The organism is Pseudarthrobacter sp. MDT1-22 (assembly GCF_054511035.1).
This window is the reverse complement of record NZ_JBTNDK010000007.1, coordinates 124,955-150,703: the sequence shown is the minus strand read 5'-3', so window position 1 is coordinate 150,703 and position 25,749 is coordinate 124,955. Positions and strand designations below refer to the sequence as shown.

Annotated in this window: 25 protein-coding genes; 8 read left to right on the top strand and 17 right to left on the bottom strand. The window is 65.1% G+C overall.

The window, feature by feature from the left end; genetic code table 11:
- Positions 1–81 precede the first annotated feature (81 nt).
- The 8 genes from secF to pdxT form a co-directional block, all read right to left on the bottom strand.
- Entirely contained in the window at positions 82–1,104 is a 1,023-nt protein-coding gene (secF, locus tag ACX80M_RS08155) for a protein translocase subunit SecF (protein ID WP_252599455.1), read from the bottom strand.
- Complete coding sequence (secD, locus tag ACX80M_RS08150; RefSeq protein WP_459309365.1) at positions 1,104–2,861, bottom strand: protein translocase subunit SecD; 1,758 nt, start codon at positions 2,859–2,861, stop codon at positions 1,104–1,106. Before secD ends, secF begins: the two co-directional genes overlap by 1 nt.
- A 111-nt stretch (positions 2,862–2,972) precedes the next feature.
- Positions 2,973–3,359 (bottom strand): preprotein translocase subunit YajC, encoded by a 387-nt coding sequence (gene yajC / locus ACX80M_RS08145; protein WP_252599457.1) that lies wholly within the window; start codon positions 3,357–3,359, stop codon positions 2,973–2,975.
- 182 nt (positions 3,360–3,541) lie between these two features.
- Positions 3,542–4,630, bottom strand: a complete 1,089-nt coding sequence (ruvB, locus tag ACX80M_RS08140; protein WP_252599458.1) for a Holliday junction branch migration DNA helicase RuvB — start codon at positions 4,628–4,630, stop codon at positions 3,542–3,544.
- Positions 4,623–5,267: a Holliday junction branch migration protein RuvA gene (gene ruvA, locus ACX80M_RS08135; RefSeq protein WP_141140748.1), complete on the bottom strand. Its 645-nt coding sequence runs from the start codon at positions 5,265–5,267 to the stop codon at positions 4,623–4,625. Before ruvA ends, ruvB begins: the two co-directional genes overlap by 8 nt.
- 90 nt (positions 5,268–5,357) lie before the next feature.
- Complete coding sequence (gene ruvC / locus ACX80M_RS08130) at positions 5,358–5,936, bottom strand: crossover junction endodeoxyribonuclease RuvC (protein ID WP_252599459.1); 579 nt, start codon at positions 5,934–5,936, stop codon at positions 5,358–5,360.
- Positions 5,937–5,971: 35 nt separating this feature from the next.
- On the bottom strand, positions 5,972–6,727 hold the full coding sequence (locus tag ACX80M_RS08125; protein ID WP_459309364.1) for a YebC/PmpR family DNA-binding transcriptional regulator: 756 nt from the start codon (positions 6,725–6,727) through the stop codon (positions 5,972–5,974).
- Positions 6,728–6,730: 3 nt separating this feature from the next.
- A complete protein-coding gene (gene pdxT, locus ACX80M_RS08120; RefSeq protein WP_252599460.1) occupies positions 6,731–7,441 on the bottom strand; it encodes a pyridoxal 5'-phosphate synthase glutaminase subunit PdxT in 711 nt (236 codons plus the stop codon).
- Between the two features lie 90 nt (positions 7,442–7,531).
- On the opposite strand from pdxT, the gene ACX80M_RS08115 reads away from it, so the two are divergent.
- Positions 7,532–8,824, top strand: coding sequence for a MurT ligase domain-containing protein (locus tag ACX80M_RS08115; RefSeq protein ID WP_459309363.1), 1,293 nt, complete (start codon positions 7,532–7,534; stop codon positions 8,822–8,824).
- A complete protein-coding gene (locus tag ACX80M_RS08110) occupies positions 8,821–9,588 on the top strand; it encodes a type 1 glutamine amidotransferase (protein ID WP_252609588.1) in 768 nt (255 codons plus the stop codon). The genes ACX80M_RS08115 and ACX80M_RS08110 overlap by 4 nt, the downstream gene beginning before the upstream one ends.
- Before the next feature lie 36 nt (positions 9,589–9,624).
- On the opposite strand, the gene ACX80M_RS08105 is transcribed toward ACX80M_RS08110, so the two are convergent.
- Positions 9,625–10,896, bottom strand: a complete 1,272-nt coding sequence (locus ACX80M_RS08105; protein WP_459309362.1) for a CapA family protein — start codon at positions 10,894–10,896, stop codon at positions 9,625–9,627.
- 84 nt (positions 10,897–10,980) lie between these two features.
- Here ACX80M_RS08105 and ACX80M_RS08100 point away from each other — a divergent pair, with 84 nt between their 5' ends.
- Complete coding sequence (locus ACX80M_RS08100) at positions 10,981–12,993, top strand: M3 family metallopeptidase (RefSeq protein WP_252609586.1); 2,013 nt, start codon at positions 10,981–10,983, stop codon at positions 12,991–12,993.
- Positions 12,994–13,145: 152 nt separating this feature from the next.
- Here ACX80M_RS08100 and pdxS read toward each other — a convergent pair whose 3' ends face one another.
- The 6 genes from pdxS to ACX80M_RS08070 all read right to left on the bottom strand — a co-directional run bounded on the left by pdxS (position 13,146) and on the right by ACX80M_RS08070 (position 21,380).
- Positions 13,146–14,072, bottom strand: a complete 927-nt coding sequence (gene pdxS / locus ACX80M_RS08095) for a pyridoxal 5'-phosphate synthase lyase subunit PdxS (RefSeq protein WP_308216167.1) — start codon at positions 14,070–14,072, stop codon at positions 13,146–13,148.
- Positions 14,073–14,213: 141 nt separating this feature from the next.
- A complete protein-coding gene (gene pgsA / locus ACX80M_RS08090; protein WP_058932331.1) occupies positions 14,214–14,837 on the bottom strand; it encodes a phosphatidylinositol phosphate synthase in 624 nt (207 codons plus the stop codon).
- Entirely contained in the window at positions 14,827–15,414 is a 588-nt protein-coding gene (locus tag ACX80M_RS08085; RefSeq protein ID WP_252599464.1) for an HIT family protein, read from the bottom strand. The genes pgsA and ACX80M_RS08085 overlap by 11 nt, the downstream gene beginning before the upstream one ends.
- Before the next feature lie 20 nt (positions 15,415–15,434).
- Positions 15,435–17,444, bottom strand: a complete 2,010-nt coding sequence (gene thrS, locus ACX80M_RS08080; protein ID WP_252599465.1) for a threonine--tRNA ligase — start codon at positions 17,442–17,444, stop codon at positions 15,435–15,437.
- Between the two features lie 115 nt (positions 17,445–17,559).
- Positions 17,560–21,048 carry a DNA polymerase III subunit alpha gene (locus tag ACX80M_RS08075; RefSeq protein ID WP_252599466.1) on the bottom strand — a complete coding sequence of 1,163 codons (3,489 nt, stop codon included), beginning with the start codon at positions 21,046–21,048 and terminating at the stop codon, positions 17,560–17,562.
- The gene (locus ACX80M_RS08070) at positions 21,045–21,380 is read right to left on the bottom strand and encodes a DUF6504 family protein (RefSeq protein ID WP_104060764.1); all 336 of its coding nucleotides are present in this window, start codon (positions 21,378–21,380) and stop codon (positions 21,045–21,047) included. Before ACX80M_RS08070 ends, ACX80M_RS08075 begins: the two co-directional genes overlap by 4 nt.
- 154 nt (positions 21,381–21,534) lie before the next feature.
- On the opposite strand from ACX80M_RS08070, the gene ACX80M_RS08065 reads away from it, so the two are divergent.
- Positions 21,535–21,924: a hypothetical protein gene (locus ACX80M_RS08065; RefSeq protein ID WP_056340376.1), complete on the top strand. Its 390-nt coding sequence runs from the start codon at positions 21,535–21,537 to the stop codon at positions 21,922–21,924.
- A gap of 73 nt (positions 21,925–21,997) precedes the next feature.
- Here the strand turns inward: ACX80M_RS08065 and ACX80M_RS08060 are convergent, their stop codons facing one another.
- Positions 21,998–22,318 (bottom strand): chorismate mutase, encoded by a 321-nt coding sequence (locus tag ACX80M_RS08060; protein WP_104060765.1) that lies wholly within the window; start codon positions 22,316–22,318, stop codon positions 21,998–22,000.
- A gap of 19 nt (positions 22,319–22,337) precedes the next feature.
- Between ACX80M_RS08060 and ACX80M_RS08055 the strand changes: the two genes are divergently transcribed.
- Positions 22,338–22,760 (top strand): VOC family protein, encoded by a 423-nt coding sequence (locus tag ACX80M_RS08055; RefSeq protein ID WP_104060766.1) that lies wholly within the window; start codon positions 22,338–22,340, stop codon positions 22,758–22,760.
- Positions 22,761–22,783: 23 nt separating this feature from the next.
- Here the strand turns inward: ACX80M_RS08055 and ACX80M_RS08050 are convergent, their stop codons facing one another.
- Positions 22,784–23,515 (bottom strand): SOS response-associated peptidase, encoded by a 732-nt coding sequence (locus tag ACX80M_RS08050; RefSeq protein WP_252599560.1) that lies wholly within the window; start codon positions 23,513–23,515, stop codon positions 22,784–22,786.
- A 147-nt stretch (positions 23,516–23,662) separates the two neighbouring features.
- Here ACX80M_RS08050 and ACX80M_RS08045 point away from each other — a divergent pair, with 147 nt between their 5' ends.
- The 3 genes from ACX80M_RS08045 to ACX80M_RS08035 all read left to right on the top strand — a co-directional run bounded on the left by ACX80M_RS08045 (position 23,663) and on the right by ACX80M_RS08035 (position 25,727).
- Entirely contained in the window at positions 23,663–23,920 is a 258-nt protein-coding gene (locus tag ACX80M_RS08045; RefSeq protein ID WP_056340387.1) for a mycoredoxin, read from the top strand.
- A gap of 83 nt (positions 23,921–24,003) precedes the next feature.
- Entirely contained in the window at positions 24,004–25,089 is a 1,086-nt protein-coding gene (locus tag ACX80M_RS08040) for an S-(hydroxymethyl)mycothiol dehydrogenase (protein ID WP_252599467.1), read from the top strand.
- Positions 25,086–25,727 (top strand): MBL fold metallo-hydrolase, encoded by a 642-nt coding sequence (locus tag ACX80M_RS08035; protein ID WP_459309361.1) that lies wholly within the window; start codon positions 25,086–25,088, stop codon positions 25,725–25,727. Before ACX80M_RS08040 ends, ACX80M_RS08035 begins: the two co-directional genes overlap by 4 nt.
- Positions 25,728–25,749: the final 22 nt, after the last annotated feature.

Sequence of the window (25,749 nt, the reverse complement as noted above, 5' to 3'; positions counted from 1 at the left end):
TATGTAACAGGCGCCTGAATGCGAAACGGACCGGGCGACGTCGGTATTCCGACGCCGCCCGGCCCGCTTTGATGCAAAAGGTCAGGCCTCTGCGGGCTCAGCCGATTCTTCGGTCCGGGCGTTGTTGGCGGACCTGCGGTGTTCGACGCGTTTCGCCTGCTTCACCAGGTCAGGTTCGTTCTGGCGCAGCCAGGCATACATCGGGGCAGCGATGAATATCGTGGCCGCCGTACCGATCAGAATTCCGACGAACAGTGCCAGCGACAGGTCGCGCAGCGTGCCGGCCCCCAGCAGGCCGGCCCCGATGAACAGGATGGCACCGACCGGGAGAATGGCCACCATCATGGTGTTGATGGAACGCACCAGGGTCTGGTTGACGGCGAGGTTGACTTCCTCACCGAAAGTACGGCGCGTGGACGCATCGAGATCCGCGGTGTTCTCACGAATCTTGTCGAAGACCACCACCGTGTCATAGAGGGAGTAGCTGAGCACCGTCAGGAACCCAATGATGGCTGAGGGCGTCACCTCGAAGTCACTGAGGGCATACACGCCGGCGGTGATCATCATCGTCACCAGCATTCCAGCCATTGCAGACAGTGACATCTTCCAGGTCCGGAAGTACAGCGCCATCAGCACCGCGGCCAGGGCCACGAAGACGATCAGGCCAATCAGGGCCTGCTTGGTGACATCCGCACCCCAGGTGGGTCCGATAAAGGTTGATGTCACCTCGTTGTTAGTGACGCCGTAGGCCGAGGTGAGGCCTTCCTTGATCCGGAGAGTCTCGTCATCCGTGAGCTTGTCCGTCTGGATCCGCATGGTGGTACCGGCGACATTGGCGACACGCGGAACGCTGCCGGCCACAACGTCTTCGACAACTTTTTCACCAAGGGCCGAGTCGGTGCTTTGCACGTTGGAGACGGTGAACTCCGAACCGCCGCGGAATTCGATGCCAAGGTTGAAGCCACCCTTGGCAACCGGAATGAGGATGGACAGCGCCACCGCCACCGCCGCGATGATGAACCACAGTTTCTTGGCACCGACGAAGTTGTAGGAGCGCTTCCCGGTGTAGAGCTCGTTGCCGAAATTGGCGAAGCTGCTGGACATTACTTGTTCTCCTTGGCTGCGCTCTTGGAGGAGCCGGTGAGCTGCTCCTGCTTTTCCGCGAGGCGGCGTTCTGCGATGGTCATGCGTCGTTCAGCCTCGGCCGCCGCGCCGGTGTTCTTGGCGCGGACCACGGACGGCTTGGCCTCCGGCGTGCGCAGGCGCCCGGCGCCGCGGTAGAGCGGCACAACACCCAGCCGCTTGGGATCCAGGCCGGAGAGCCGGTGGCCCTCCCCGAAGAACTTGGTGCGCGCCAGGAGCTGCAGCGTCGGGTGCGTGAACATAAAGACCACGATGAGGTCGGCAATGGCCGTCAGACCCAGCGTGAAAGCGAACCCGCGGACGTTGCCGACGGCCACAAAGTAAAGCACCAGCGCGGCCAGCAGGTTCACGGCCTTGGAGGCCAGGACAGTGCGCTTGGCCCGCTTCCAGCCGTTCTCCACCGCGGAGACCAATCCACGGCCTTCGCGGAGTTCATCGCGGATGCGTTCAAAGTAGACGATGAACGAGTCAGCGGTCTGGCCGATGGCGACGATGAGGCCAGCCACGCCGGCCAGGGAAAGCCGGTAGTTTTCGGTCCAGCCCAGGAGGGCGATGGCCAGATAGGTCAGGGCGCCGGCCACCACCAGCGATGCAATGGTCACCAGGCCCAAGGCCCGGTACTGGAAGAGTGAGTAGACCACCACCAGGAGCAAACCGATGATGCCTGCAAGGAGGCCCATACGGAGCTGTTCGCCACCCAAGGTGGCGGAGATCTGCTGGTCGCTCTGGATCTCGAAGCTGATGGGCAGTGCACCAAAGCGAAGCTGGTCGGAAAGGACCTTGGCGGTCTGTTCGGTGAATCCGCCGGTGATCTGCGGACGTCCGTCGGTGATGACGGCCAAGGAGCGCGGCGCGGAAATGACCTGGTCGTCGAGAACGATGGCGAACTGAGCCTTGGGGTCGTTGCCGGTTTCGCCGCCGGCTGCCACATAGAACTGGTTCAGGCGTTCGGTGACCGACTTGAACTTGGCGGTGCCTTCGTCGTCGAACTGGATGTTGACGGCCCAGTCGTTGGTCACAGCGCCCTGCGCACCCTGCTGCAGCTGGAAGGAGGACGTGACAATGTTGCCGCCCTTGACCTCCACTGGACCCAGGATGTACTTGATGGCCGGCGTGGTCTCTGTTGCCGGTTCGCAGGTAACCAGGGGTTTAGTGGGATCGGAGGCTTCCGGGCTCTCCGGCGCAGGATTGTTGCAGTCCATGGTTTCGAACTGCCGGTAGATGTCCGCGGTGATCCAGTTGATATCGCTGCCGTTGGCGGGCTCCGCCGTGGGCTTCGGAAGCTGGTCTTCGGGGGTGAGGGATTCCGTTGGGACGGGCGCGCCGTCGCCGTTCAGCAATACGGGACGGAAGTTCATGTCCGCGGAGGCCTGGATCAGGTCGCGGGTTTCCTTCGTGGGTGTACCCGGAAGGCTGACCACTACGTTGCGGCCTGACTGCGTGCTGATTTCCGCTTCGGCAACACCTGAACCATCCACACGTTGGCGGATGATGGCCACGGCCTGGTTGAGCTGCTCTTCATTGATGTCCGAACCGCCCTCAACCTTGGGCGCCAGGATCATCTGGGTGCCACCCTCGAGGTCCAGTGCCAGTTTGGGTGCCCAGCTTGCGTGTCCGGCAAGGGTGCCGCCGGCCAGGACGGCGGTCAGCACGGCGAGGACTACGCCGAGCCACACCAGTACCCTCAGGCCTGAGTTGTTAGGGCCAGTTCGTGCCATTGTGAATCTTTCTCTTATTTACGGAGGAACCACCGGCGGGAGCTATCAGTCCCACCGGCGGTTATCCCCAGCCGTAGAGGTGTTGTAACGCGGGCTGCCGTGCGGCGAGGACTAGCTGTCCTTCTTGCCCTCGTCGTTGTGTCGTTTCAGGGTCTCGTCCGGGGTTTCGGCGGATGCCGTCGGGGTGCCCGCTTCTTCAGTGGTCAGGGCTGAGGCGTCATCCGGGACGACCGGAGTCTCGGCTTCGACAGGCTCCACGATCTTGGTCACTGACTGGCGGTGGACGGTGGCCAGGTTCCCGGGCGAGAGTTCCAGGACAACCTTGTTCTCGGCGTCGTCCATGGAGACAATCCGGCCGAAGAGTCCGAAGCTTGTCATGACCTCAACACCGGGCTCGAACTGGGACTGCAGCGTTGCCTGCTGCTCCTTGGTCTTCTTGTTGCGGCGGAACATCATGAAGATAAAGATTCCGAGCATTGCGAACAAGACGATGTTCATTGGATCCACAGGGAAGATTCCGTTCTGTACTGGCGTATCGGGTGTTTGGCAGCGTCCGCGTCGTTCCCCATTGCAGAGAATCCTGCCTGGCAGGCAGCGGCTCCTCGGAGCCGTCGCGGGAACACAGACCCGAACGTGCCGGGAGTCATACCAGTCTAAAGGGAAAAGCTGGGAGGACAGTGCTATTGGCCGTTCGGTGCCCATTCGGCCGCGGACTCGGCGCTTTCCGGGTCCGGTTCGAACAGATCAAGCGGTTCCTGCCCGAAAACTCCTGCCGGTACGGCGAAACCCAAGTGGGTCCAGGCCGGAGCCATGGCGATGCGTCCCCTGGGCGTCCGGCCCAGCAGGCCTTCGCGCACCAGGAACGGTTCCGCCACCGTTTCCACGGTCTCGGTCTCCTCCCCCACCGCAATGGCCAGGGTGGAAAGTCCCACGGGTCCCCCGCCGAACTTCGTAATGAGTGCCTCCAGGACTGCCCGGTCCAGCCGGTCCAGGCCTCGCTTATCCACTTCATACATGTCCAGGGCAGCGGAAGCGGCGCGGGCATCAATCTGCTCAATCCCATGCACGAGTGCCCAGTCCCGGACCCGGCGGAGCAGGCGGTTGGCGATACGTGGCGTACCGCGGGACCGGCCGGCAATTTCGCTGAAGCCCGCAGAGTTGACCTTGAGGTCCAGCAGGCCGGCGGAGCGCCTGAGCACCAGTTCGAGCTCGGCAACGCTGTAGAACTCCAAATGCCCGGTGAACCCGAACCTGTCCCGAAGCGGGCCGGGCAGCAGACCGGCGCGCGTGGTGGCACCCACCAGGGTGAAGGGCGGCAGTTCCAACGGAATGGCGGTGGCCCCGGCGCCCTTGCCCACCACAATGTCCACACGGAAATCTTCCATGGCCATGTAGAGCATTTCCTCTGCCGGCCTGGACATCCGGTGGATCTCGTCCAGGAAGAGGACCTCCCCTTCGGAAAGGGAGGAAAGGATGGCGGCGAGGTCGCCGGCGTGCTGGATGGCCGGACCGCTGCTGATCCGCAGTGGCGCGTTCATTTCAGCGGCCACGATCATGGCCAGGGTTGTTTTGCCGAGGCCCGGAGGGCCGGAAAACAGCACGTGGTCCGCGCTGCGCCCCCGCATCCGGGAGGCCTGCAGGACCAGCGAGAGTTGCCTGCGGACCCGGTGCTGGCCGACGAAGTCATCGAGGTTCTTCGGCCGGAGGGCGGCTTCAATCGCCCGTTCCTCGGGTTCCTCCCCAGCCGCCACCACAGAAGGCTCAGCCACGGCTGCCTACGCGGTTACCGGCCCGCGCGCCGTCCTGGCCCAGCCAGCGCAGCGTGGTCCGCAGGATCTCGGCCACATTGCCACGGAATTCCACCTCGGGATCGTCTGCAAGGGCCTTCTCGATGCTGGCACCGGCATCCTTTTCCGACCACCCGAGGCTGGTCATGGCCGCCACCACCTGGGGCTTCCAGGCCGCTTCGGCCGGAGTGGACACGCCGGCGGCACCTGCCGTTCCGTGGGGCACCAGCTTGCCGGCCAGTTCCAGCACAATCCGGCCGGCCACTTTGGGGCCGATGCCGGGCACCGTGGTGAACGTCTTGCTGTCACTCGTGTGCGCGGCAACCCTGATCGCTTCAGGCTCGTGCACGGCGAGCACCGCCAGCGCGAGCCGCGGACCTACGCCGCTGACGCTGAGCAGGACATCGAAGACCTCGCGTTCGTCGTCGGTGGCAAAACCGAACAGGGTGAGGGAATCCTCGCGCACGATCAGCGACGTGAAGAGCTTGCCTTCCTCGCCGGTGCGGAGGCGGCTGAGGGTCTGCGGTGTAGCGTTGACGCTCATGCCCGCCCCGTTGAGGTCGATCACGGCAGCGGAAAGGCCAACGTGCGCTACGGTTCCGCGAAGGAAACTGATCAAAGCCGGGCTCCTGGTGTACTGCCGGGCTCTTGGGGGTAGGACCGGCTATCCGAACATATCTACGAATACCCTAGCAAGCGCCCCGGACATTCAGCGTGCGCGGCGCGCTTTCACCTCGGCATCGGCCCACGCGCGCTGGGCAGGCGTCAGCGACAGGCTGCCGGGGCCGGTGGTGGCCACCGCGGCTCCGCTGCCCGCGCGCCAGGCGTGGGTGATGGCAAGGGCCAGGGCATCTGCAGCGTCCGCCGGCCGCGGCGGCGCGTCCAGCCTGAGGATTTTTGTGACGAGTTTGGTCACGGCTTCCTTGTTGGAGGTACCGCTGCCGGTCACCGCTGCTTTCACTTCCGACGGCGTATGCAGAGCCACCGGGATGCCGCGCCGGGCCGCGGCGGCAATCACCACACCGGAGGCCTGTGCCACGCCCATTACCGTGCTGACGTTGAGCTGGGAAAAAACGCGTTCGACGGCGAGCACCTGGGGTTCGTAGCGGTCCAGCCACTCGTCGATGGCCAAGGCAATAACCAGCAGGCGCTGGTCCAGGGTCTCCTCGGGAGAGGTACCCACCACTCCGACTGCCACCATTGTGGCGCGCCTGTTCCGCTCGACGTCCACCACGCCGATGCCGCACCGGGTGAGGCCCGGGTCAACGCCTAATACGCGCAGGGTCACCCTGGGACATCCGCCTTAGGCCACAAAGCCGAAGGTCACTCGGCTTCCAGGGCGGCCTGGACTTCGTCGCTGAGGTCGGCGTTGCTGTACACGTTCTGGACGTCGTCGAGCTCTTCCAGGGCGTCCACGAGCTTCATGAACTTCTTGGCGGCATCGAGGTCCAGCGGCTCCTGCATGGACGGCACAAACTCGGCCTCGTCGGTCTCGTATTCGATTCCGGCTTCCTTGAGGGCATCGCGGATGGCCTGGAGGTCGGTCGGCTCGGAGTGGATCTCGAAGCTTTCCCCGTTGTCCTTGACTTCCTCGGCTCCGGCGTCGAGGACGGCCATCAGGACGTCGTCCTCGCTCAGGCCGTTCTTCGGCAGCGAGACAACGCCCTTGCGGCTGAACAGGTAGCTCACCGAACCGGGATCGGCGATGGTGCCGCCGTTGCGGGAGATGGCCAGGCGGACCTCGGAGGCGGCTCGGTTCTTGTTGTCCGTGAGGCACTCGATCAGCAGCGCCGAACCCTGCGGGCCGCGGCATTCGTACATGATCTCGGTGTAGTCAACCACTTCGCCGGTGAGGCCGGCGCCACGCTTGATGGCACGGTCGATATTGTCGGCCGGAACGGAGGTCTTCTTGGCCTTGGTGACGGCGAGTTCCAGGCCCGGGTTGCCGGCGAGGTCCGGTCCGCCCATACGCGCGGCGACTTCGATGTTCTTGATCAGTTTGGCGAACGATTTTGCACGGCGGCTATCGAGGATGGCCTTCTTGTGCTTGGTAGTCGCCCATTTGGAGTGTCCTGACATGCTTTACGCGTCTCCTCTGATCATGCGGATAAAAAGTTCATGTACGCGTTTCTCCCCAGTCACTTCCGGGTGGAAGGAGGTGGCCAGCAGGTGGCCGGAACGCACTGCAACAATTCTAGCTGTCCCCGGCAGAGTCGCCGCGTGGGACGCGTGCTCAGGGTCTGCGGGCTCCACCTGTGCCAGTATGTCCACGCCGTCGCCGACGCGTTCCACCCAGGGTCCGCGGATGAACACCGCGTGCACCGGAGCGACACCGGATTCCGTGGCGCTGAAGTCCAGGCCCTTGAAATCCAGGTCCGTTTCGAATGACTCGCGCTGGCGGCCGAAGGCGTTGCGCCGCACTGTGATGTCCAGGCCGCCGAAGGTCTGCTGCGGGTTGCCGGCCAGGTCTGTGGCCGGATCGGCGATCTCGTCGGCGAGGAGGATCATGCCGGCGCAGGAACCGTAGACCGGCAGTCCGTCGCGGATCCGGTCCTTCAACGGTCCGGCCAGCTCAAAGGCGCGGGCCAGCTTGTCGATGGCCGTGGATTCTCCGCCGGGAATGATGAGGCCGTCCAGGCCGTCCAGTTCGGAGGGGCGGCGGATTCCGACGCCGGCGGCACCCGCAGCTTCCACGGCCCGGAGGTGTTCGCGGAAGTCGCCCTGAAGTGCCAGGACGCCGATCCGGAGGCCCGAGCCCACGCGTGCAGAAGCAGCCGAAAGGGGGTTTGTCATCCAATCAGCATAATGTGCGCTGGTCCCGGGGCGGCGCCGGAAGCGCTTCCGGGAAGGGTTCTATGCCGTTGCTGGGATATATTACAGAGCATGCTTTACATCAGTGTTCCGCTCGGCAAGCTGGTCCGCCGGGTGTCCCGGCTCAGGGGCGGAGGGTCCGCGCTGCCCGGGCTGGTGGTCGAAAAAATCGATCCCGGCTTTATGCAGCGGACACTCTCCACGCTCCCCCACGGCGTCGCCGTGGTGAGCGGAACCAACGGCAAAACCACTACCACCAAGATGGTGGTGGAACTCCTGGAAAGCCAGGGCCTGAAGGTCTTCACCAACCGCACCGGCAGCAATTTCACCCGCGGCGTGGCGGCGGCCCTGCTGGGCGAAGTGGACTGGCGCGGCAGGCTCCGGGCCGACGTCGCCGTGCTGGAGCTCGACGAAGCCCACGCCACGCATTTTGTGAACCGTGTTCCGCCGCGGTACAGCCTGCTGCTCAACGTCCTGCGTGACCAATTGGACCGGTTCGGCGAGATCGACAATACGGCCCAGCTGCTGCAGCACATCGCCGACAAAACCACCGGAACCGTGGTCCTCAACCGGGAGGATCCGCGGGTGGCCCGCATCGCGGAAACCCTCACCGGCCAGGACGTCCAGTACTTCGGCCTGGACGATTCGCTCCTTAGCACGTTCCCCAACGACGACGACATGCGGGCAGCGCCCGGCAGCCCCGCCCCCGCAGCGCTCCCCCACAAGCCAGCCGCCGACGTCGTACTCCGCAAAGTGGGGCCGGACACCGCCGATTTTGAGTACGACGGCGCCACGGTCACCACCGCGATGAAGCTCCGCGGCGTCTACAACATCTTTAACGCGGCTGCGGCGCTGACCCTGGCCCGCAGCATCTGTGGCGGCGGTGCCGCCACAGCCGACCACGCCACCCTGCTCACCGCGCTGTCCCAGGTGGAGCCGGCGTTCGGCCGCGGCGAAAGCCTCACGGTGGACGGCCAGCCCCTGGACCTCGTCCTGGTGAAGAACCCCAGCGGTTTCCGGCTGGGACTGAAGTCCTTCCCCGCGGGCGGTTACGCCACCATGATCGCCATCAACGACAACTACGCCGACGGCCGGGACATGTCCTGGCTCTGGGACGTGGAATTCGATTCGCTCCGCGACGGCGGCGTGGACCAGCTGACAGGTTCCCGCGCCTACGACATGGCGCTGCGGCTGCAGTATGACGACGTCCGGATCGGCGGGGTCCAGCCGGAGATCGCGCCCGCACTCGCCGCGTTCATCCGGGACGCCAAGGGCAAACCGAAGCGGATCTTCTGCACCTACACAGCCATGCTGGCCATCCGCCGCGAGCTGTCCAAAATCACCACAGTGGAGGTGGTCTCATGACCGCTGAATCAACCGGCATCGGGCCGGACGGCGTCGAACAGAATTCCAAGGGGACCATCCGGGTCCTGCAGCTCTACCCGCGGGACATGAACATCTACGGCGACTGGGGCAACGCCCTGGTGCTCAAGCAGCGGATCAGCTGGCACGGCTTCACCCCGGATCTGTTGGAGTACAACGTCGGCGACGAGTTTCCGGCCGACGTTGACCTGATTGTCGGGGGCGGCGGCCAGGACAGCGGACAGCTGGTCATCAAGGACGACCTGCAGTCGCAGGCCGGCGTCCTCACGAAGCTGGCCGAGGACGGCGCACCCATGCTGGTGATCTGCGGGCTGTACCAGCTGTTCGGGCGCTTCTTCAAGACCCGCTTAGGCTCGGTCATACCGGGCATCGGTGTCCTGGACGTGGAGACACACGGCACGGACGAGCGCCTGATCGGCAACGTCCGAGTGGCCACCGAAGAGTTCGGCGAGGTGCTGGGATACGAGAACCACAGCGGGCAGACCACGCTGGGTGCGGGCGTCCGGCCGTTGGGGACCACCGCGAAAGGTACCGGCAACAACAGCAGCGACGGCCACGAGGGCGCGCGCTACAAGAATGTGGTGGCCAGCTACCTGCACGGTTCGCTGCTGCCCAAGAACCCTGCCATCGCCGACTTCCTCATAAGGACCGCCGCCGAGCGTAAATACGGCACCTTCACGGCCGGCGCCCCGGACGACCGCTACGCGGTGCTGGCCCGGGAGCACGCAACGCGCCGTCCGCGCTGAGTAGCGCTGCGCGGACGATTTCCCCGTCGAACCGTCTCAGGGATCCTTGGTGATCAGCAGTTCGTGCGCGCCGGCAGCAGCCGCGCCCATCGAGTCCACCACCGTGGCGGTCCTCACCCTGGTGGCGGCGTCGGCCTCGGGAGTTGCACAGACGCCTTGCGGTGCATCGGTTGCCACCGAGCACCAGCGGTACGGGTCGCGGACAATCACCGAGGGGGCCCAGGTCAGGTCCGACGCCGTCCACTTCCCGGCTGCGTCCTGGCTGAACTGTGCCCGCACGAGCAGGCCCTCGTTGTTCACTACGTACCAGGGCGACAGTTCGGCGACTCCGTTGCCCAGGCCGTAGACGATCCAGGTTCCCTTGTAGTTTTCGATGGGCAGCACCGAGTGGGTGTGGTGGCCGTAGATCATGGTGAACTGGCCGCTGTCCACCAGGGCGTGGGCCACCTCCTGCTGCTGAGCGTTGGCTTCACTGGCATACTCGTCGCCGGCGTGCATGGCACCGAGCACGATGTCCGCGCCGAGAGCCCGCGCCTTCACGGCCTTGGCGATCATGGTGGGCGCGTCCAGCATGTCCACCTGCCAGTCGTATTCAGGGTATTGGCCGTTGAGCCCGTAGGTTCCCTGGATGATCGCAATCTTGGCGGCGTTGGTCTGCAGGATCAGGATTCCCTGCGACTCGGTCTGGGTGCGGTAGGAACCGGTGTGCTTCAGCCCCGCCGCATCCAGGGCGTCCAGGGTACGCAGTACTCCGTCCGTGCTCCGGTCGATCGTGTGGTTGCTCGCGGTCGTGCAGGCCTGGTACCCCACCGCCTTAACGGCTGTGATGATCTGCGGCGGGACGTTGAATGACGGGTACGCGGAGAACGGGCCATCGGGCCCGGCCACGGGCGTTTCCTGGTGGCAGATAGCGAGGTCGCTGGCGTGGATGTACTTTCGTTGGCCTTCGAGGAGCGGGGTGAAGTCCAGCCCTGGTTTGTCTGCTGCGGCGGCATCGTCGCGGGCCTGTTGCCAGAGTTGGGTGTGGACCAGCATGTCGCCGGTCACGACGACGGACGTGCACCGCAGCGTGGGGCAGGCCGGCCCCGCGCCGGGGGTGGGAGTGGGCGTCGGGGTGGGGGTCGCCGTCGGGCTTGGCTGCCTTGTCCCGGCGCCGGTACTCGCAGCTGCACCGGAGGAAGGAGCGGTCTGTTCGGCGACCAGGCCGCATCCTGCCAGCAGGGCAGCGGCCAGGGCGCCGGCGGACACCGCAGCAGCGGAACGAACAGCAACAGCGCGCACCGAAGCAGCGCCCAACCTTTTCCCCATAAGCGTCATTGTAGGTCTGGCCGCCGCGCAAATTCGGCAAAGCCGCGCGTTGAGAAGCATGCGCCAGTGTGAAAGGTTAGCGTGATGACGAATCCCCTCCTCAGCGCCAGCGCGCTGCCCTATGGGCTGCCGCCTTTTGCCCGGATCAAACCAACCGATTACGCCGAAGCCATCGACGCTGGCCTGACGGAACATCTGGTGGAAATCCTGGCGATCGTGGACAACCCGGCGCCGGCGGACTTCGAGAACACGGCCCTGGCCATGGAGAAGTCCGGCCAACTGCTCCAGCGGGCGGCCGACTCCTTCTTCACCCTTGCCTCAGCCGACGCAACAGACGAAATCCGTGACCTGGAAACCGAACTCTCACCCCGCATTTCGGCGCATCAGGACGAGATCTACCTCAACCGGGCACTGTTCGACAGGTTCGCGGCGATTGACACCTCCGGGCAGGACGGTGAGTCCGTCCGGCTCGTGGAGGAGTACGTGAAGGAATTCCGCCAGTCCGGGATCCAGCTCGAAAAGCCGGACCAGGAACGGCTGAAGGAAATCAACGCGGAGCTGTCCAAACTGGGCACGGAGTTTGGCCAGCGGGTCAAGGAGGCCATGAAATCTTCTGCCTTGCTGCTGGACACGGCAGCCGAACTGGCCGGCTTGCCGGCGGACGATGTCGCCAGCGCTGCTGAGGCGGCCCGCGCCGTTGGCCACGACGGAAAATTCCTGCTGACGCTGATCCAGCCCAGCAACCAGCCTGCCCTGGCTGCCCTCGAAAACCGGGACATCCGCCGTCGGCTGTTTGAAGCTTCCATCGGCCGGGGCAGTGATGGCGGCAGCCTGGACGTCCTGGAACTGGCCAGGTCGACGGCACGCCTGCGCGCTGAAAAGGCAGCCCTTCTGGGTTTCGCCAACTATGCCGAACTCGTGGTGGACCGCCAGACGGCCCGCGACTTTGACGCGGTCCAGTCCATGCTGACCAGGCTGGCCCCGGCGGCTGTGCGCAATGCCGACGCCGAGGCTGCGGCCCTGACCGAGGCGGCAGGGCATCCGCTGGAGGCCTGGGACTGGGCGTTTTACTCAGCCAAGGTGCGGCGGGAAAAATACGCCGTGGACGAGCAGGCACTCCGCCCCTATTTCGAGCTGGAACGCGTGCTCCGGGACGGCGTCTTCTTCGCCGCCACATCCCTCTACGGCATCACGTTCCACGAACGCAAGGACCTCGCAGGCTACCACCCGGATGTCCGCGTCTGGGAAGTCCGGGACCAGGACGGCAGCGGACTGGGATTGTTCCTGGGCGACTACTACACCCGCGAATCCAAGCGGGGCGGCGCCTGGATGAACTCGCTGGTGGACCAGTCGGGCCTGCTGGGCACCCGGCCCGTGGTGATCAACAACCTCAACATCTCCAAGCCGCCGGCAGGCGAGCCCACACTCCTGACGCTGGACGAGCTACGCACCACTTTCCACGAGTTCGGACACGCACTCCACGGCTTGTTGTCGAACGTGACGTATCCGCGGTTCGCCGGGACTGCTGTCCCCCGTGACTTTGTGGAATACCCGTCGCAGGTCAACGAGATGTGGATCCTGTGGCCGGAGGTGCTTGCCCATTATGCCCGGCACCACGCCACCGGCGAACCGCTTCCGCAGCAGGTGGTGGACAAGCTGAACGACTCACGGCTCTGGGGCGAAGGCTTCGGGACCACGGAATACCTCGGTGCCGCGCTGCTGGACCTGGCCTGGCATGTGCTGGACGAAACCGAAATCCCCGACGACGTCCTGGCGTTTGAGGCGAAGTCCCTCGCGGCCGTGGGCGTGGCTCATGCCCTGATCCCGCCGCGTTATCGCACCGGCTATTTCCAGCACATCTTCGCCGGGGCTGGCTATGCGGCCGGCTATTACTCGTACATCTGGAGTGAGGCGCTGGATGCCGAAACCGTGGACTGGTTCACCGAGAACGGCGGCATAACGCGCACCAACGGTGAACGCTTCCGCCAGGAGCTGCTCTCCCGCGGCAACAGCAGGGACCCGCTGGAATCCTTCCGCGCGCTTCGCGGCCGGGACGCCCGGCTGGAGCCCCTGCTGAAACGCCGCGGCCTCGACTAACCCCCTCATCGGTTGCTCCGTAACAGCCGTTTTGAGGGCCCATAACGGCGGTTACGGAGCAATCGATGGGGTTTCGACAGGCTCAACCACCGACGACGGCGGCGGGCCACCTTCGAAAAGTGACCCGCCGCCGTCGTACTGCTTTGGAGCTGTTACCAGCCGCGCTCGGAGAGGCGGTGCGGCTGCGGGATCTCGTCGACGTTGATGCCCACCATGGCCTCGCCGAGGCCGCGGGAGGCCTTGGCAATGACGTCGGGGTCATCGAAGAACGTGGTGGCCTTGACCACGGCAGCGGCACGCTGGGCCGGGTTGCCGGACTTGAAGATGCCCGAACCGACGAACACGCCGTCAGCGCCGAGCTGCATCATCATCGCAGCGTCGGCTGGGGTGGCGATGCCGCCCGCGGTGAACAGCACCACCGGGAGCTTACCGGCCGCGGCAACTTCCTTGACCAGTTCGTACGGGGCCTGCAGTTCCTTGGCCGCGACGTAGAGCTCGTCCTCGGGCAGAGCGGCAAGCTTGGCGATCTCGGCGCGGATCTGGCGCATGTGCCCGGTGGCGTTGGAGACGTCGCCGGTGCCGGCCTCACCCTTGGAACGGATCATGGCCGCGCCCTCGTTGATGCGGCGCAGCGCCTCACCAAGGTTCGTGGCGCCACAGACGAAGGGAACCTTGAAGTTCCACTTGTCGATGTGGTGGACGTAGTCGGCCGGGGTCAGGACCTCGGACTCGTCAATGTAGTCCACGCCCAACGACTGCAGGACCTGGGCCTCCACGAAGTGGCCGATCCGGGCCTTGGCCATGACCGGGACGGACACGGCTGCGATGATCGCCTCGATCATGTCCGGGTCCGACATCCGGGACACGCCGCCCTGGGCACGGATATCGGCCGGAACGCGTTCGAGCGCCATCACTGCAACGGCACCGGCGTCTTCGGCGATGCGGGCCTGTTCAACGTTGACGACGTCCATGATGACGCCGCCCTTGAGCATCTCGGCCATGCCCCGCTTGACGCGGTTGCTGCCCGTGACGCTGTTCGCGGACGAACCGGCTTCGCTGCTTACATCAGGTGTAGACACAAAAACCCCTATGGGTAGATAGATGATCTTCGCCGGGCGTGAGGGCGGCAAGAAACCGAAAGTACACGCACCGGGTTGCCGGATCCATTGACCGGGCAGTCACAATACTAGTCCCACGGCAGGCGGCGGGCTTAATCAGGCTTAATCCGAAGCTGCGGACTCCGCAAAGGCCTGGCGGTGGACGGTGGCTACGCGCTGGATGATCGTGATGAGGCTGGCCAAGGCCAGGAGTCCAAGCGTCACCAGAAGAACCACCGGGGGCAATCCCAGGCCGGTAAATCCGGTGACCACGAGCACCGAAACCAGTCTCTCGGCGCGCTCGGCGATGCCCACATTCGCCGTGAAGCCAAGGGATTCGGCCTTGGACCGCGCATACGAGACCACCATGCCCAAAACGAGGCACAGCATGGCGGCGACGGCGATGGCGTAATCGTCGCCCCCGGTGAAGAACCAGATGGCCACACCCGCGAACAGCGCGCCGTCGGCGATCCTGTCCAGGGTGGAGTCCAGGAAGTTTCCCCAGCGGCCGCCAGTGTCCCGCAGCCGGGCCATAATGCCGTCAAGCACGTCCGAGAAAATGAACGCGGTAATGAACAGGGTCCCCCACCAGAGCTGGCCGAGGGGGTAGAAGACCAACGCACCCACCACCACGCCGGCGGTTCCGATGACCGTCACAGCATCAGGGGAAACACCGATTTTCAGGAGCCAGCGCGCAAGCGGAGTGAAAAGCGCGGTGAAAAACCCGCGCGCATGCCTATTCAGCATCCGTCTCCCCGGGCCAGGCCTCTGCAACCTGCTGGCGGACTTCATCCAGGGTCTGCGTGATGGCCTTGGTCTGGGCAATGATGGGGAAGAAGTTGCCGTCCCCGCCCCAGCGCGGCACGATGTGCTGGTGCAGGTGCGCGGCGATTCCTGCCCCGCCAACTACGCCCTGGTTCATGCCGAGGTTGAACCCGCCCGGGTTCGCCACCTTGCGCAGGACCCGCATGGCCGTCTGGGTGATCTCCGCAAATTCCGCGGTCTCTTCCACCGTGAGGTCCGTGTAGTCCGGGACATGCCGGTACGGGCAGACCAGGAGGTGCCCCGGATTGTAGGGAAACAGGTTGAGGACCACGTAACTGGTCTTCCCCCGGTAGACGATCAGGGCTTCCTCGTCAGTCCGGCCCGGACCCACGCAGAAGGGACAGTCGAACTCGCCCTTGAACTGGTGCTGGCCGCCCTTGATGTAGGCCATCCGGTGCGGAGTCCACAGGCGCTGGAAAGCATCCGGCACGCCCGCGAGCTCAAAGTCATCTGTCACGCCGGCATCCCCTGGATAGCCTGCGCCTGTGTTCTCCTGCACCGTGTTCTTATCCGTTTCCGCTAGCTGGTCCGGTTACGGACGGCTTCCGTGATCCGCTTGACGGCCTCGGCCACCGGCACGCCGTTGTCCTGGCTCCCGTCACGGAAACGGAAGGACACCGCGCCCGCCTCGGCGTCGTCGCCGCCGGCGATCAGGACAAACGGGATCTTGTCCTTGCTGGCGGTGCGGATCTTCTTGGGGAACCTGTCCGAGGACGTATCCACCTCTGCGCGGATGCCCGCCGCCTTGAGCTGGTCAACGACGTCGAACATGTATTCGTTGAACGTTTCGGCCACCGGGATGCCCACCACCTGCACGGGGGAAAGCCACGCGGGAAACGCGCCGGCGTAGTGCTCGGTGAGGACACCCATGAACCGCTCGATGGAACCGAAGAGCGCACGGTGGATCATCACAGGACGCTGGCGCGTGCCGTCAGCTGCCTGGAATTCCAGCTCGAAGCGTTCCGGGAGGTTGAAGTCCAGCTGGATGGTGGACATCTGCCAGGTTCGCCCGAGTGCATCCTTGGTCTGGACGGAGATCTTCGGGCCGTAGAAGGCCGCGCCGCCCGGATCCGCGACGAGTTCCAGGCCGGATTCCTCGGCCACTTCGGCGAGTGTCCGGGTAGCTTCTTCCCAGGCTGCGTCTTCGCCGACGTACTTCTCCGGGTCCTTGGTGGACAGCTCCAGGTAGAAGTCGTTCAGGCCGTAGTCCTTCAGCAGGTCGAGCACGAACTTCAGGGTCTTGGTGAGTTCGTCCTTCATCTGCTCGCGGGTGCAGTAGATGTGGGCGTCGTCCTGTGTCATGCCACGGACCCGGGTCAGGCCGTGTACCACGCCGGACTTTTCGTACCGGTAGACCGAACCGAACTCGAAGAGACGCAGGGGCAGTTCGCGGTAGGACCGTCCACGCGAGCGGAAGATCAGATTGTGCATGGGGCAGTTCATCGGCTTCAGGTAGTAGTCCTGGCCGGGCTTGCGCACGGTGCCGTCCTCGTTGAGTTCCGCGTCCACATGCATGGCCGGGAACATGCCCTCCTTGTACCAGTCCAGGTGGCCCGAGACTTCGTACAGGTGACCCTTGGTGATGTGGGGCGTGTAGACGAACTCGTAGCCGGCGTCGACGTGGCGCTGGCGGGAGTAGTCCTCCATCTCCTTGCGGATAATGCCGCCCTTGGGGTGGAACACGGGCAGGCCGGAGCCCAGCTCGTCAGGGAAGGAGAACAGGTCAAGTTCGACGCCGAGCTTGCGGTGGTCGCGCCGCTCAGCCTCGGCGATGCGCTCCTGGTAGGCCTTGAGCGCTTCCTTGGTGGGCCAGGCGGTGCCGTAGATGCGCTGCAGCTGCTGGTTCTTCTGGTTGCCCAGCCAGTACGCGGAGGAGGATCGGGTCAGGGCGAAGGCGTTGGAGATGAGCTTGGTGTTGGGCAGGTGCGGGCCGCGGCAGAGGTCGCACCAGACCGTGGTGCCCTCTTTGCGCTCGACATTGTTGTAGATGGTGATGTCGCCGGCGCCGACCTCGACGTTGACGCCCTCGCCGGCTTCGGCGGCGTTGTTCTTCTTCCCCAGGAGTTCGAGCTTGTAGGGCTCGTTCTTCATGGCCTCGCGGGCCTCGTCCTCGCTGACCACGCGGCGGACGAACTTCTGGTTCTGGTTGACGATCTTGAGCATCATCTTCTCGAGGGTCTTGAGGTCCTCGGGGGTGAACGGTTCTGCGACGTCGAAGTCGAAGTAGAAGCCGTCGGTGATGTACGGGCCGATGCCCAGCTTGGCGTCCGGGCGCAGCTGCTGCACGGCCTGGGCCATGACGTGGGCGGTGGAGTGGCGGAGTACGTCCAGTCCGTCCGGGGAATCGATGGTGACGCCCTCGATCTCGGCGCCCTCGGGCAGCTCCTGGTCCAGGTCCTTCAGCTCGCCGTTGACGCGGGCAACAACAACATCGCGGCGCTCAAAGAAGAGTTCCGCACCGGTTGTCCCGGTAGTCACCTTGGTCTCTTCGCCATCGACGATGAGGGTGATCTGCTGGGCATCTGACACGGGTGTCTCCTATTCAAAGTTTTAGGCTTCATAGCTTGCGGCGTACGGGGACCACAGCCAGCCATCGTCAATGCTATCGGGTTCCCGGGAGGCCGACCAACGGGACCGCGGCCGCTCAGCCGCCCATTCCGGTAATCGCCAGGCTTCGGCTGATCCCGTCCAAAGGATGCGGCACATCGGTGCTCTCCACCCGATCCGCCGCGAACGGCAGGGATTCCACCCGGCTCAGGTCCCAGGCCATGCTGGCGCTCAGGCTGATTCCCCGGGGACCTGTCCGCCGGGTGGTGCCCCGGATCAGCAGCAGCCTGGTGCCGAACAGCAGCAGCCCCGCCTGTTCCTGGGCTTCATGGAAAAACACGGAGTCGACGCAGCCGGTGCCATCGTCGATGCTGATGAACACCACCCGCCGGCCGCCACGCATGGGCGGTGTCTGGGTGGCGATGCGCACCCCGGCCACCAGCACCTCGGTGCCGTTGCGCAGGCTCAACAGTTTGTCTGCAGTGGTGACCCCCAACCGGTCCAGCATGGGCCGGTGGCTGTCCATCAGGTGCCCGCTGACATCAATGGCCATCAGGTCCAGTTCTGCCCGGACGTTTTCCACCAGGGTGGGCGCGGGAAGCCCGGGCTTGACGTTCCGCAGCTCCACATCCCCCAGCGGCAGGGACAGCTGCCCGTCCATGATGTCGAGGCCCTTCCGGGTACCGCCCGCGGCCTGGAGCTGTTGCAGGTGCTGGACGAGGTCTGCGCGGTTGGCGGCGCCTCCCGATTCACGGTGCAGGGAGTCAAAGGCACCCAGCTGGGCGAGCCTTTTGATGCTTGGCTTGCTCAGCCTGGACCGGGCACGGAGGTCAGCCAGGGAGTCGTAGGGCTGGCCGGCGACAATCCGCTTGAGCTCGGTCCCGGACAGGCCATAGATGCCGTTAAGGCTCAGCCTGATCCCCAGCTTGCCGGCGTCCGGCCCGTCCGTCACCCGTTCCACCCGGTACTCGGCCTGGCTGCGGTTGATGTCCAGCGGCAGGATGGGGATGCCCAGCCTGCGGGCCTCGGCCACCAGCAGCCGTTTGGGGTACATTCCGGGATCGTGTTCCCACAGCCCGGCTAGGAAAGCCTCGGGGTGGTGCGTCTTGAGCCAGGCGGACTGGTAGGTGGGAACGGCAAATGCCGCACCGTGCGCCTTGCAGAAGCCGAAACTGCCAAAGGCTTTCAGGGTCCCCCAGACCTTGTCCACCACTTCCGGGGAGTACCCCTTGACCCGGGCCTCCTTGCGGAAGAACTCTTCCACTTTCAGCTCGTGGACCTCGTTGCCGAGCGCCCGGCGGAACTCATCCGCGCGTGCCAGGCCGCAGCCGGTCATCACGTGGAAGGTTTTCAGGATCTGTTCATGGAAGACAGTGACGCCATGGGTTTCCTGCAGCACGGGTTTCAGGTCCGGGTGCGGGTACACCTCCGGCGCGAAGCCGTGCCGGTGCTCCAGGAAAGGCCGCACCATGTCCGATTTCATGGGGCCTGGCCGGAACAGCGAAATGTCGATGATGAGGTCATTGAACTCACGCGGCGCCAGCTTGCCGATCAGTTCACGCTGGCCGGGTGACTCGATCTGGAAGCAGCCCAGGGTGTGGGTGCTGCGGATCAGTTCGTAGGTTGGTTCATCATCCAGCGGCACGGCGTTGAGGTCGATGTGGCCGTTCTCGGCGATGTAGTCCGGCCCGGTCCCGTCAGGACCTGCAGGGTGGGCCCCTGCCGCCACCACTTCCGCTTTGGAAGGATGGATCCGGATGACTTCCCGGACGGCAAACGCCATCGCGCTCTGCATCCTGACCCCCAGGACATCAAGCTTGAGCATGCCCATGGGATCCATGTCGTGTTTATCGAACTGGCTCATGGGCAGCCCCAGCCCGCTGGGCTGCACAGGGGTCCGGTCAAGCAGCGTGGCATCGCCCAGGATCACCCCGCAGGGATGCATGGAGATATGACGGGGCAGCCGGTCCAGCCGTTCCGTGAGGTCCACCAGCAGGTCAAGCTGCTGGTTTTCGGCGAAGTCCCGTTGTTCCACCCGCCCGGCGAACTCCCGCAGCTCAGGTTTCTCAACCAGTGCCTCACGGAATTTCCGGGCCGAAAAACGCCACAGCTGCTTGGCTATCTCACCGACGTCGTCATCGTCCATCCCCAGGGCCATCCCGGCGTCGCGGACGGCACCGCGTGCGCGGTACCCGTTCTGCATGCTCATCAGCGTGACGCGCTCGGAACCGAATCGGTCAAAGATCCGCCGGTACACGTTGTGCCGTTCGGCGCTTTCGACGTCGATGTCGATGTCCGGCAACGTGGCCCGGTCCCGGGACAGGAAACGTTCGAAGATCAGGTCGTGTTGCAGGGGGTCCACCTGGCTGACATCAATCAGGTAGTTGACCAGGCTGGAGGCCCCGGAACCGCGGGCGGCTGCCCTGACCCCCATGTCCATGATCATCCGGGAGACCTCCGCGACCGTGAGGAAATAGGAGGAAAACCCGAGGTTCCTGATGATTCCCAGCTCGTGCTCCAGCCGCGAGCGCATGTCCTTGTGGGCTGAGCCTGATATTCCGGGGAACCGCCTGCTGATCCCGGCCTCACAGCGCTGCACCAGTTCATCGTGCGGGTCCCGGCTGATGCCTATGACCGATGCCTCGGGGACCACCGGCTGCTTCCAGCCCATGTCAGTCACCGGGTCAATCCGGCAGAAGTCGGCGAGCGCCTCGGTCTGCGCCATCAGCTGTTTGAGGTCCGCTGCGCCATACCCTGCGGCGCGGATGATTTCCTTGCCGAGCTGAAGCATCTGCGCTGAGGATTTGAGCCAGGCCTGCCCGTTGGGCTGGAGCAGCGGTTCGGCCGCGAGCTCGGGGAGGGACTTCAGCGTCCGGGCGGAGTCGAGCACGTCAGCTGTGGCGGCGCCGTCCTCTGCGCAGTAGCGGACAGCGTTGGTGAGCACGGCGGGTACGTGGTGTTCTTCCGCGAGTTTGAGCATTCGTACTGCGTGGGCGGTGCTCAGGGGCGCTCCGGGGGCAGTGAGCTGGGAAACGACTTCCGCCACCAGGGTTCTTGGGGGCATGGCGTCCAGCCAGCTTTTGAAAAGGGTGCGCGGACGGAGGTAGCGCCGGCCGCTCATGGCCCGTCCAACGTCGGAATCCGGGCCGATCAGGACCGTCAGGACCGGTTTCAGGGTTTTGGGGTCGAGCGTGCGGGAGGCGAGTTCGGCGCGGGTGACCGCCACGGGCACCGCTCCCCCGGCTTTGCCGGAGGTGCGGGCATGGGCATCGGACACCAGCCGGCACAGTGCGCGGTAGCCCGCCCCGTTGTTGTGGCCGCGGGCGAGCACCACCACCCTGCCGGCGAGCTGGGTGCGGTGGTCGCCGTCGTCGTCGAAAACCGCAAGGTCCACCCCCACGATGGGGTCGATGCCGGCTTCCATGCAGGCTTTGAGGTGTTTGATGGTGCCGTAGAGGCCGTCCCTGTCCGTGCAGGCGAGCGCGGTTGCGCCGTCCGCGGCGGCAACCTGGGCCAGTTCGTCGGGCCAGGCAACGCCATAGTGTGCACTGAAGGCCGTGGAAACGTGAAGGTGGGAGAAGCTCATGCTGTTTGTGGCCGGAGGGCGTCGTGGATCCGCAGGAGCCTCCAGCGGCCGCTGCCGGTATGCCGGCTCAGGTCCAGGGTGAGCGGCTCTCCTGCATCCCGGGGGCCGGCACCCCGCGGGTCCGCCTGCACTTGGACGCGCCAGATTTCGTGGTCCACCAGCCCCGGCCCGCTGCCGAGCGGCGCACGGCGTTCCTCGGCCCACCACTGCCGGCGTTCATACCACCGGACGGGCTCGGCGCACACCGTGTAGTGCCGTCCGGCCCACTGGAGGTTCAGCGGCTGGCCGGCGGGGGTGCAGACAACGTCCACGGACTCGCTGAACATACCCATGGGCGCCTCCCGGAACTGAACGGAGCTGATGCAAAATGCTGATGCAAAAGCAAGGTATTCGAATACATGTTCGAATACCTTGAGTCTACGACGACGCTCCGACAAAACCTAGACAGGGGTGGACGGACGGGCAGCAGGGAGGCAGGATTGTGGCATGAGCACCAATGACGCACTCCTCAAGCACGTAAGCATCAAGGCCCAGGACGAAAAGCTCGTGGCAACCTTTGATATCGACGGCAACATACCGGGGGCAGGTGCGTACGTAGTGGGACTGGTGGCGGCGAGCCCTGATTACTCATCGCAAAGACGCTTGGGCATTGAGTTCATGAACGGGGAGGCCATTGCCTTCTACTCGTTCAGCCATGACCAGAGCGCCGAGGAAAACTATGATCTTGGCGGCGTGACGCACTCGGGCAGCACCATCACCGGCAACTTCCCCGTCGCGGCCGTCCATGGCCTGGGCAAGGGCCACATCATGTCGGCCTTCAGCGAGGCTGACGGCCGGGAGTTCCAGTCGGGCGTCGCCGTCGACGAAGCGCTCTAAGTCGACGAAACGCTCTAGGGAACACCGCGGCAGGTGCTGCCGGAACTGTGTCCGGACAGCACCCGGCGCGTCGTCAGCTGCTTTCTTTGTGGACCTTCATTTCGAGTTCAATGAACCCCGAGATCATGGCCCGGTACGTTGATTCCACGATGTCCGGGTCAATGTCCTTCTTTTCCGCGGCGGCCCGGACATGCTCGATCACCCGTTCCACCCGGCCGGGGGCGCGGACTTCAGCGTCGTCCCCTTTCAGGGTTCCGGCGATCCGGATCAGGCGTTCACGCCGCGCAATGAGGGTGACAATCTGCTCGTCAACTTCGTCGACCGCAATCCGAACCGCAGCGAGCTGTTCTTTGTCGGCCAAAGCGTCCCTATCGTTTCCTTGAATTGTTGCCATCAACTGAGAGTATCGAAGCATGCAGCCCAGAGTCGACTTCATCTCACTAGGCGTTCGCAGTGTTGACGCCTCCCGCCGGTTCTACGCGGAGGGCCTCGGCTGGCCTGTCCACCGCGAGTTTCCCGGCGATGTGGTGTTCATCCAGGTCAACCACGGCCTCATCCTTTCCCTGTGGGACGCCGCGCAGATGCACGCCGAGGCGGGGGTAGGTGCCCCCGGCCCGGTCCCCTGCATCACGCTCAGCCACAACCTGCCCAGCACCGAGGCGGTGGACCGGGTCATGGCGGAAGCGGCATCGGCCGGGGCAACTATCGTCGCCGCGCCGGTCACCCAGCCCTGGGGCGGGTACAGCGGCTATTTCGCCGATCCGGACGGCTTCCGCTGGGAAGTTGCCTACAACCCCACGTGGACAGTGGACGACGCCGGCAAGGTCACCGTTTAGGGGCATGTGGCCCGAGTGCCGGTTTAGAACAAGGCTTCCACCGGCCGGATCAGTTCCGGGGAGTTGTTGCGTACGTTGCCCACCTCGGTGCCTACCGAATCCACATGCCAGTCGGCCGCGACTTCCTTCACGTGGGCCCGGACCAGGTCCACGAGGAAGGCGGCGTCATCGATCTGCGGATCAAGCCACGACGCCATCGTGGCCCGGTCCATGGGCAGCGGCACGCGGTCGTGCAAGGCGGTGAGCTTGCCGAAAATTGTGGACTCGGCACCGGGCGGCGGGGTGTCTGCCGTCAGGATGGATGTGGAGAGCATCCACCGTCCGGGATCACCCTCGGCCTTGGACGGATCCTTCCACCACTCATACAGGCCCGCGAACACCAGCCCGCTGCCTTTGCCTGGATGGACGTAGTAGGGCTGTTTGGCTTTGCCGGTGCCCTGCTTCCATTCGTAGTACCCGTCCGCCGGGACGGCGCAGCGACGTGACTTCACGGCCTTGCGGAAGGCCGGCTTCTCCAGCACAGTCTCGCTCCGCGCGTTGATCATCTTGGGGCCGATGCCCGGATCCTTCGCCCAGGACGGCACCAGGCCCCAGCGGGCCACATGCAGCTGCCGCACGGGGCCGTCGTCGATCAGCCGTTCCAGGACGATCGGCACGTGGTCGGTCGGCGCCACGTTCCATGACGGCGGAAGGTGCACTTCCTCTTCCAGCTGGGCATCAAAGTCGGCCAGCAAGTCACCCACGGCCCGTGCCATCACATAGCGTCCACACATGGCTCCAGCATGCCATCAGCGTTATGTACTGTCATCCGGCACCGCATCCGCCGGGCAGGCTCAGGGAATAGCCCGCCGCGGGTTACCGTTGACAGGAACGAACCCCCTCAACGATTTCAGGAGAGCTCCGTGGACTTTACCCCCGAGAACGGCACCATCACCATGTTTTCCACCACCTGGTGCGGCTACTGCAACCGGCTGAAGAAGCAGCTGGACGCGCAGGGCATCGGCTACACGGAAATCAACATCGAAGAGGTGGAGGGCACAGCCGACCTCGTGGAGAAGCTCAACGGCGGCAACCGCACCGTCCCCACCGTGCTCTTCCCGGACGGCACCGCCGCCACCAACCCCTCCGCTGCCGAGGTAAAGAGCCGCCTCGCAGCCTGACCACGGCAGCTCGTGTGGTAGACAGAACGGGACCAACATCCGTGTTGGTCCCGTTCTGTCTATCTGCATTGAGGGAGCCTTTCGTGGTCCATAAAGTCAAAGGTGTCGTAGCCCGCTCCAAAGGGGCCCCGGTCACTCTGGAGACCATCCTGGTCCCGGAACCGGGCCCGGGCGAGGCCCTGGTGGACATCATCACCAGCGGCGTCTGCCACACCGACCTGCACTACAAACTGGGCGGCATCAGCGATGACTTCCCGTTCCTCCTGGGCCACGAGGCCACCGGAGTGGTCAGCGCCGTGGGCCCCGACGTCACGGACGTCGCCCCGGGCGACCGCGTGGTGCTCAACTGGCGGGCCGTCTGCGGCAACTGCCGCGCGTGCAACCGCGGCCAGGCACAGTACTGCTTCAACACCCTCAACGCCACCCAGAAGATGACGCTTGAGGACGGCACCGAACTGTCCGCCGCCCTGGGCATCGGCGCGTTCATCGAAAAGACCCTCGTGGCCGCCGGCCAGTGCACCAAGGTCGATCCCGACGCCGATGCTGCCGCCATCGGCCTGCTCGGCTGCGGCGTCATGGCCGGACTGGGCGCCGCCATCAACACCGGGGGCGTCAAGCGCGGTGATACGGTCGCCGTCATCGGCTGCGGCGGTGTGGGCGTGGCCGCCATCGCCGGCGCCGCGCTCGCCGGCGCAACCACCATCATCGCCGTCGACATCGACGCGAAAAAGCTGGACCGTGCCAAGGGCCTCGGCGCCACCCACACCGTGGACTCCTCCGCAACGGACCCTGTCGAGAAAATCCGGGAACTCACCGGCGGCTTCGGCGCTGACGTGGTGATTGACGCCGTCGGGCGCCCCGAAACGTACAAGCAGGCGTTCTACGCCCGCGACCTCGCCGGCACCGTGGTGCTGGTGGGCGTCCCGACGCCGGAGATGACCCTGGAGCTGCCCCTGCTGGACGTCTTCGGCCGCGGCGGCTCGCTGAAGTCCTCCTGGTACGGCGACTGCCTGCCGTCCCGGGACTTTCCCATGCTGATCAGCCTCTACAAGCAGGGCAAGCTGGACCTGGATGCATTCGTGACCGAGCGGATCACCATCGACCAGGTGGAGGAAGCGTTCGAGAAGATGCACTCCGGTTCCGTGCTGCGTTCGGTGGTGGAACTGTGAGCGTCCGGATCGATCGTCTCGTCACGTCCGGAACGTTTTCGCTCGACGGCGGTACCTGGGATGTGGACAACAACGTCTGGATCGTGGGCAACGAGGAGGAATGCGTGGTGATCGACCCCGCGCACGATGCCAAGGCCGTAGCCGCGGCCGTCGGTGGCCGGAAGCTCAAGGCGATCCTGCTGACCCACGGCCACGACGACCACATCCGTTCAGTAGCTGACTTCTGGGACCTCGTCCAGGCACCGATCCACCTCCACCGGGAAGACTGGATGCTGTGGCGGAACGTCTACCCGGATGTGGAACCCGACGTCGCCATCAATCACGGCGACGTCATTGAAGTGGCGGGGGCCAGCCTGACGGCCCTGCACACCCCCGGTCACTCGCCCGGCTCGGTGTCCTTCCACCTGGCTGACGGACCCGACGGCGAGGGCTCGCTCTTCAGCGGCGACACCCTGTTCCAGGGCGGCCCCGGCGCCACGGGCAGGTCCTACAGCGACTTCCCCACCATCATCGAGTCGATCCGGACGTGGCTGCTGCCGCTCCCGGCCGGAACGGTGGTCCGGACCGGCCACGGCGCCAGCACCACCATCGGGGTCGAAGCCCCGCACCTGGACGAATGGATCGCCCGGGGCTACTAAAGGGGCCCCGGCCGGTCTGAAA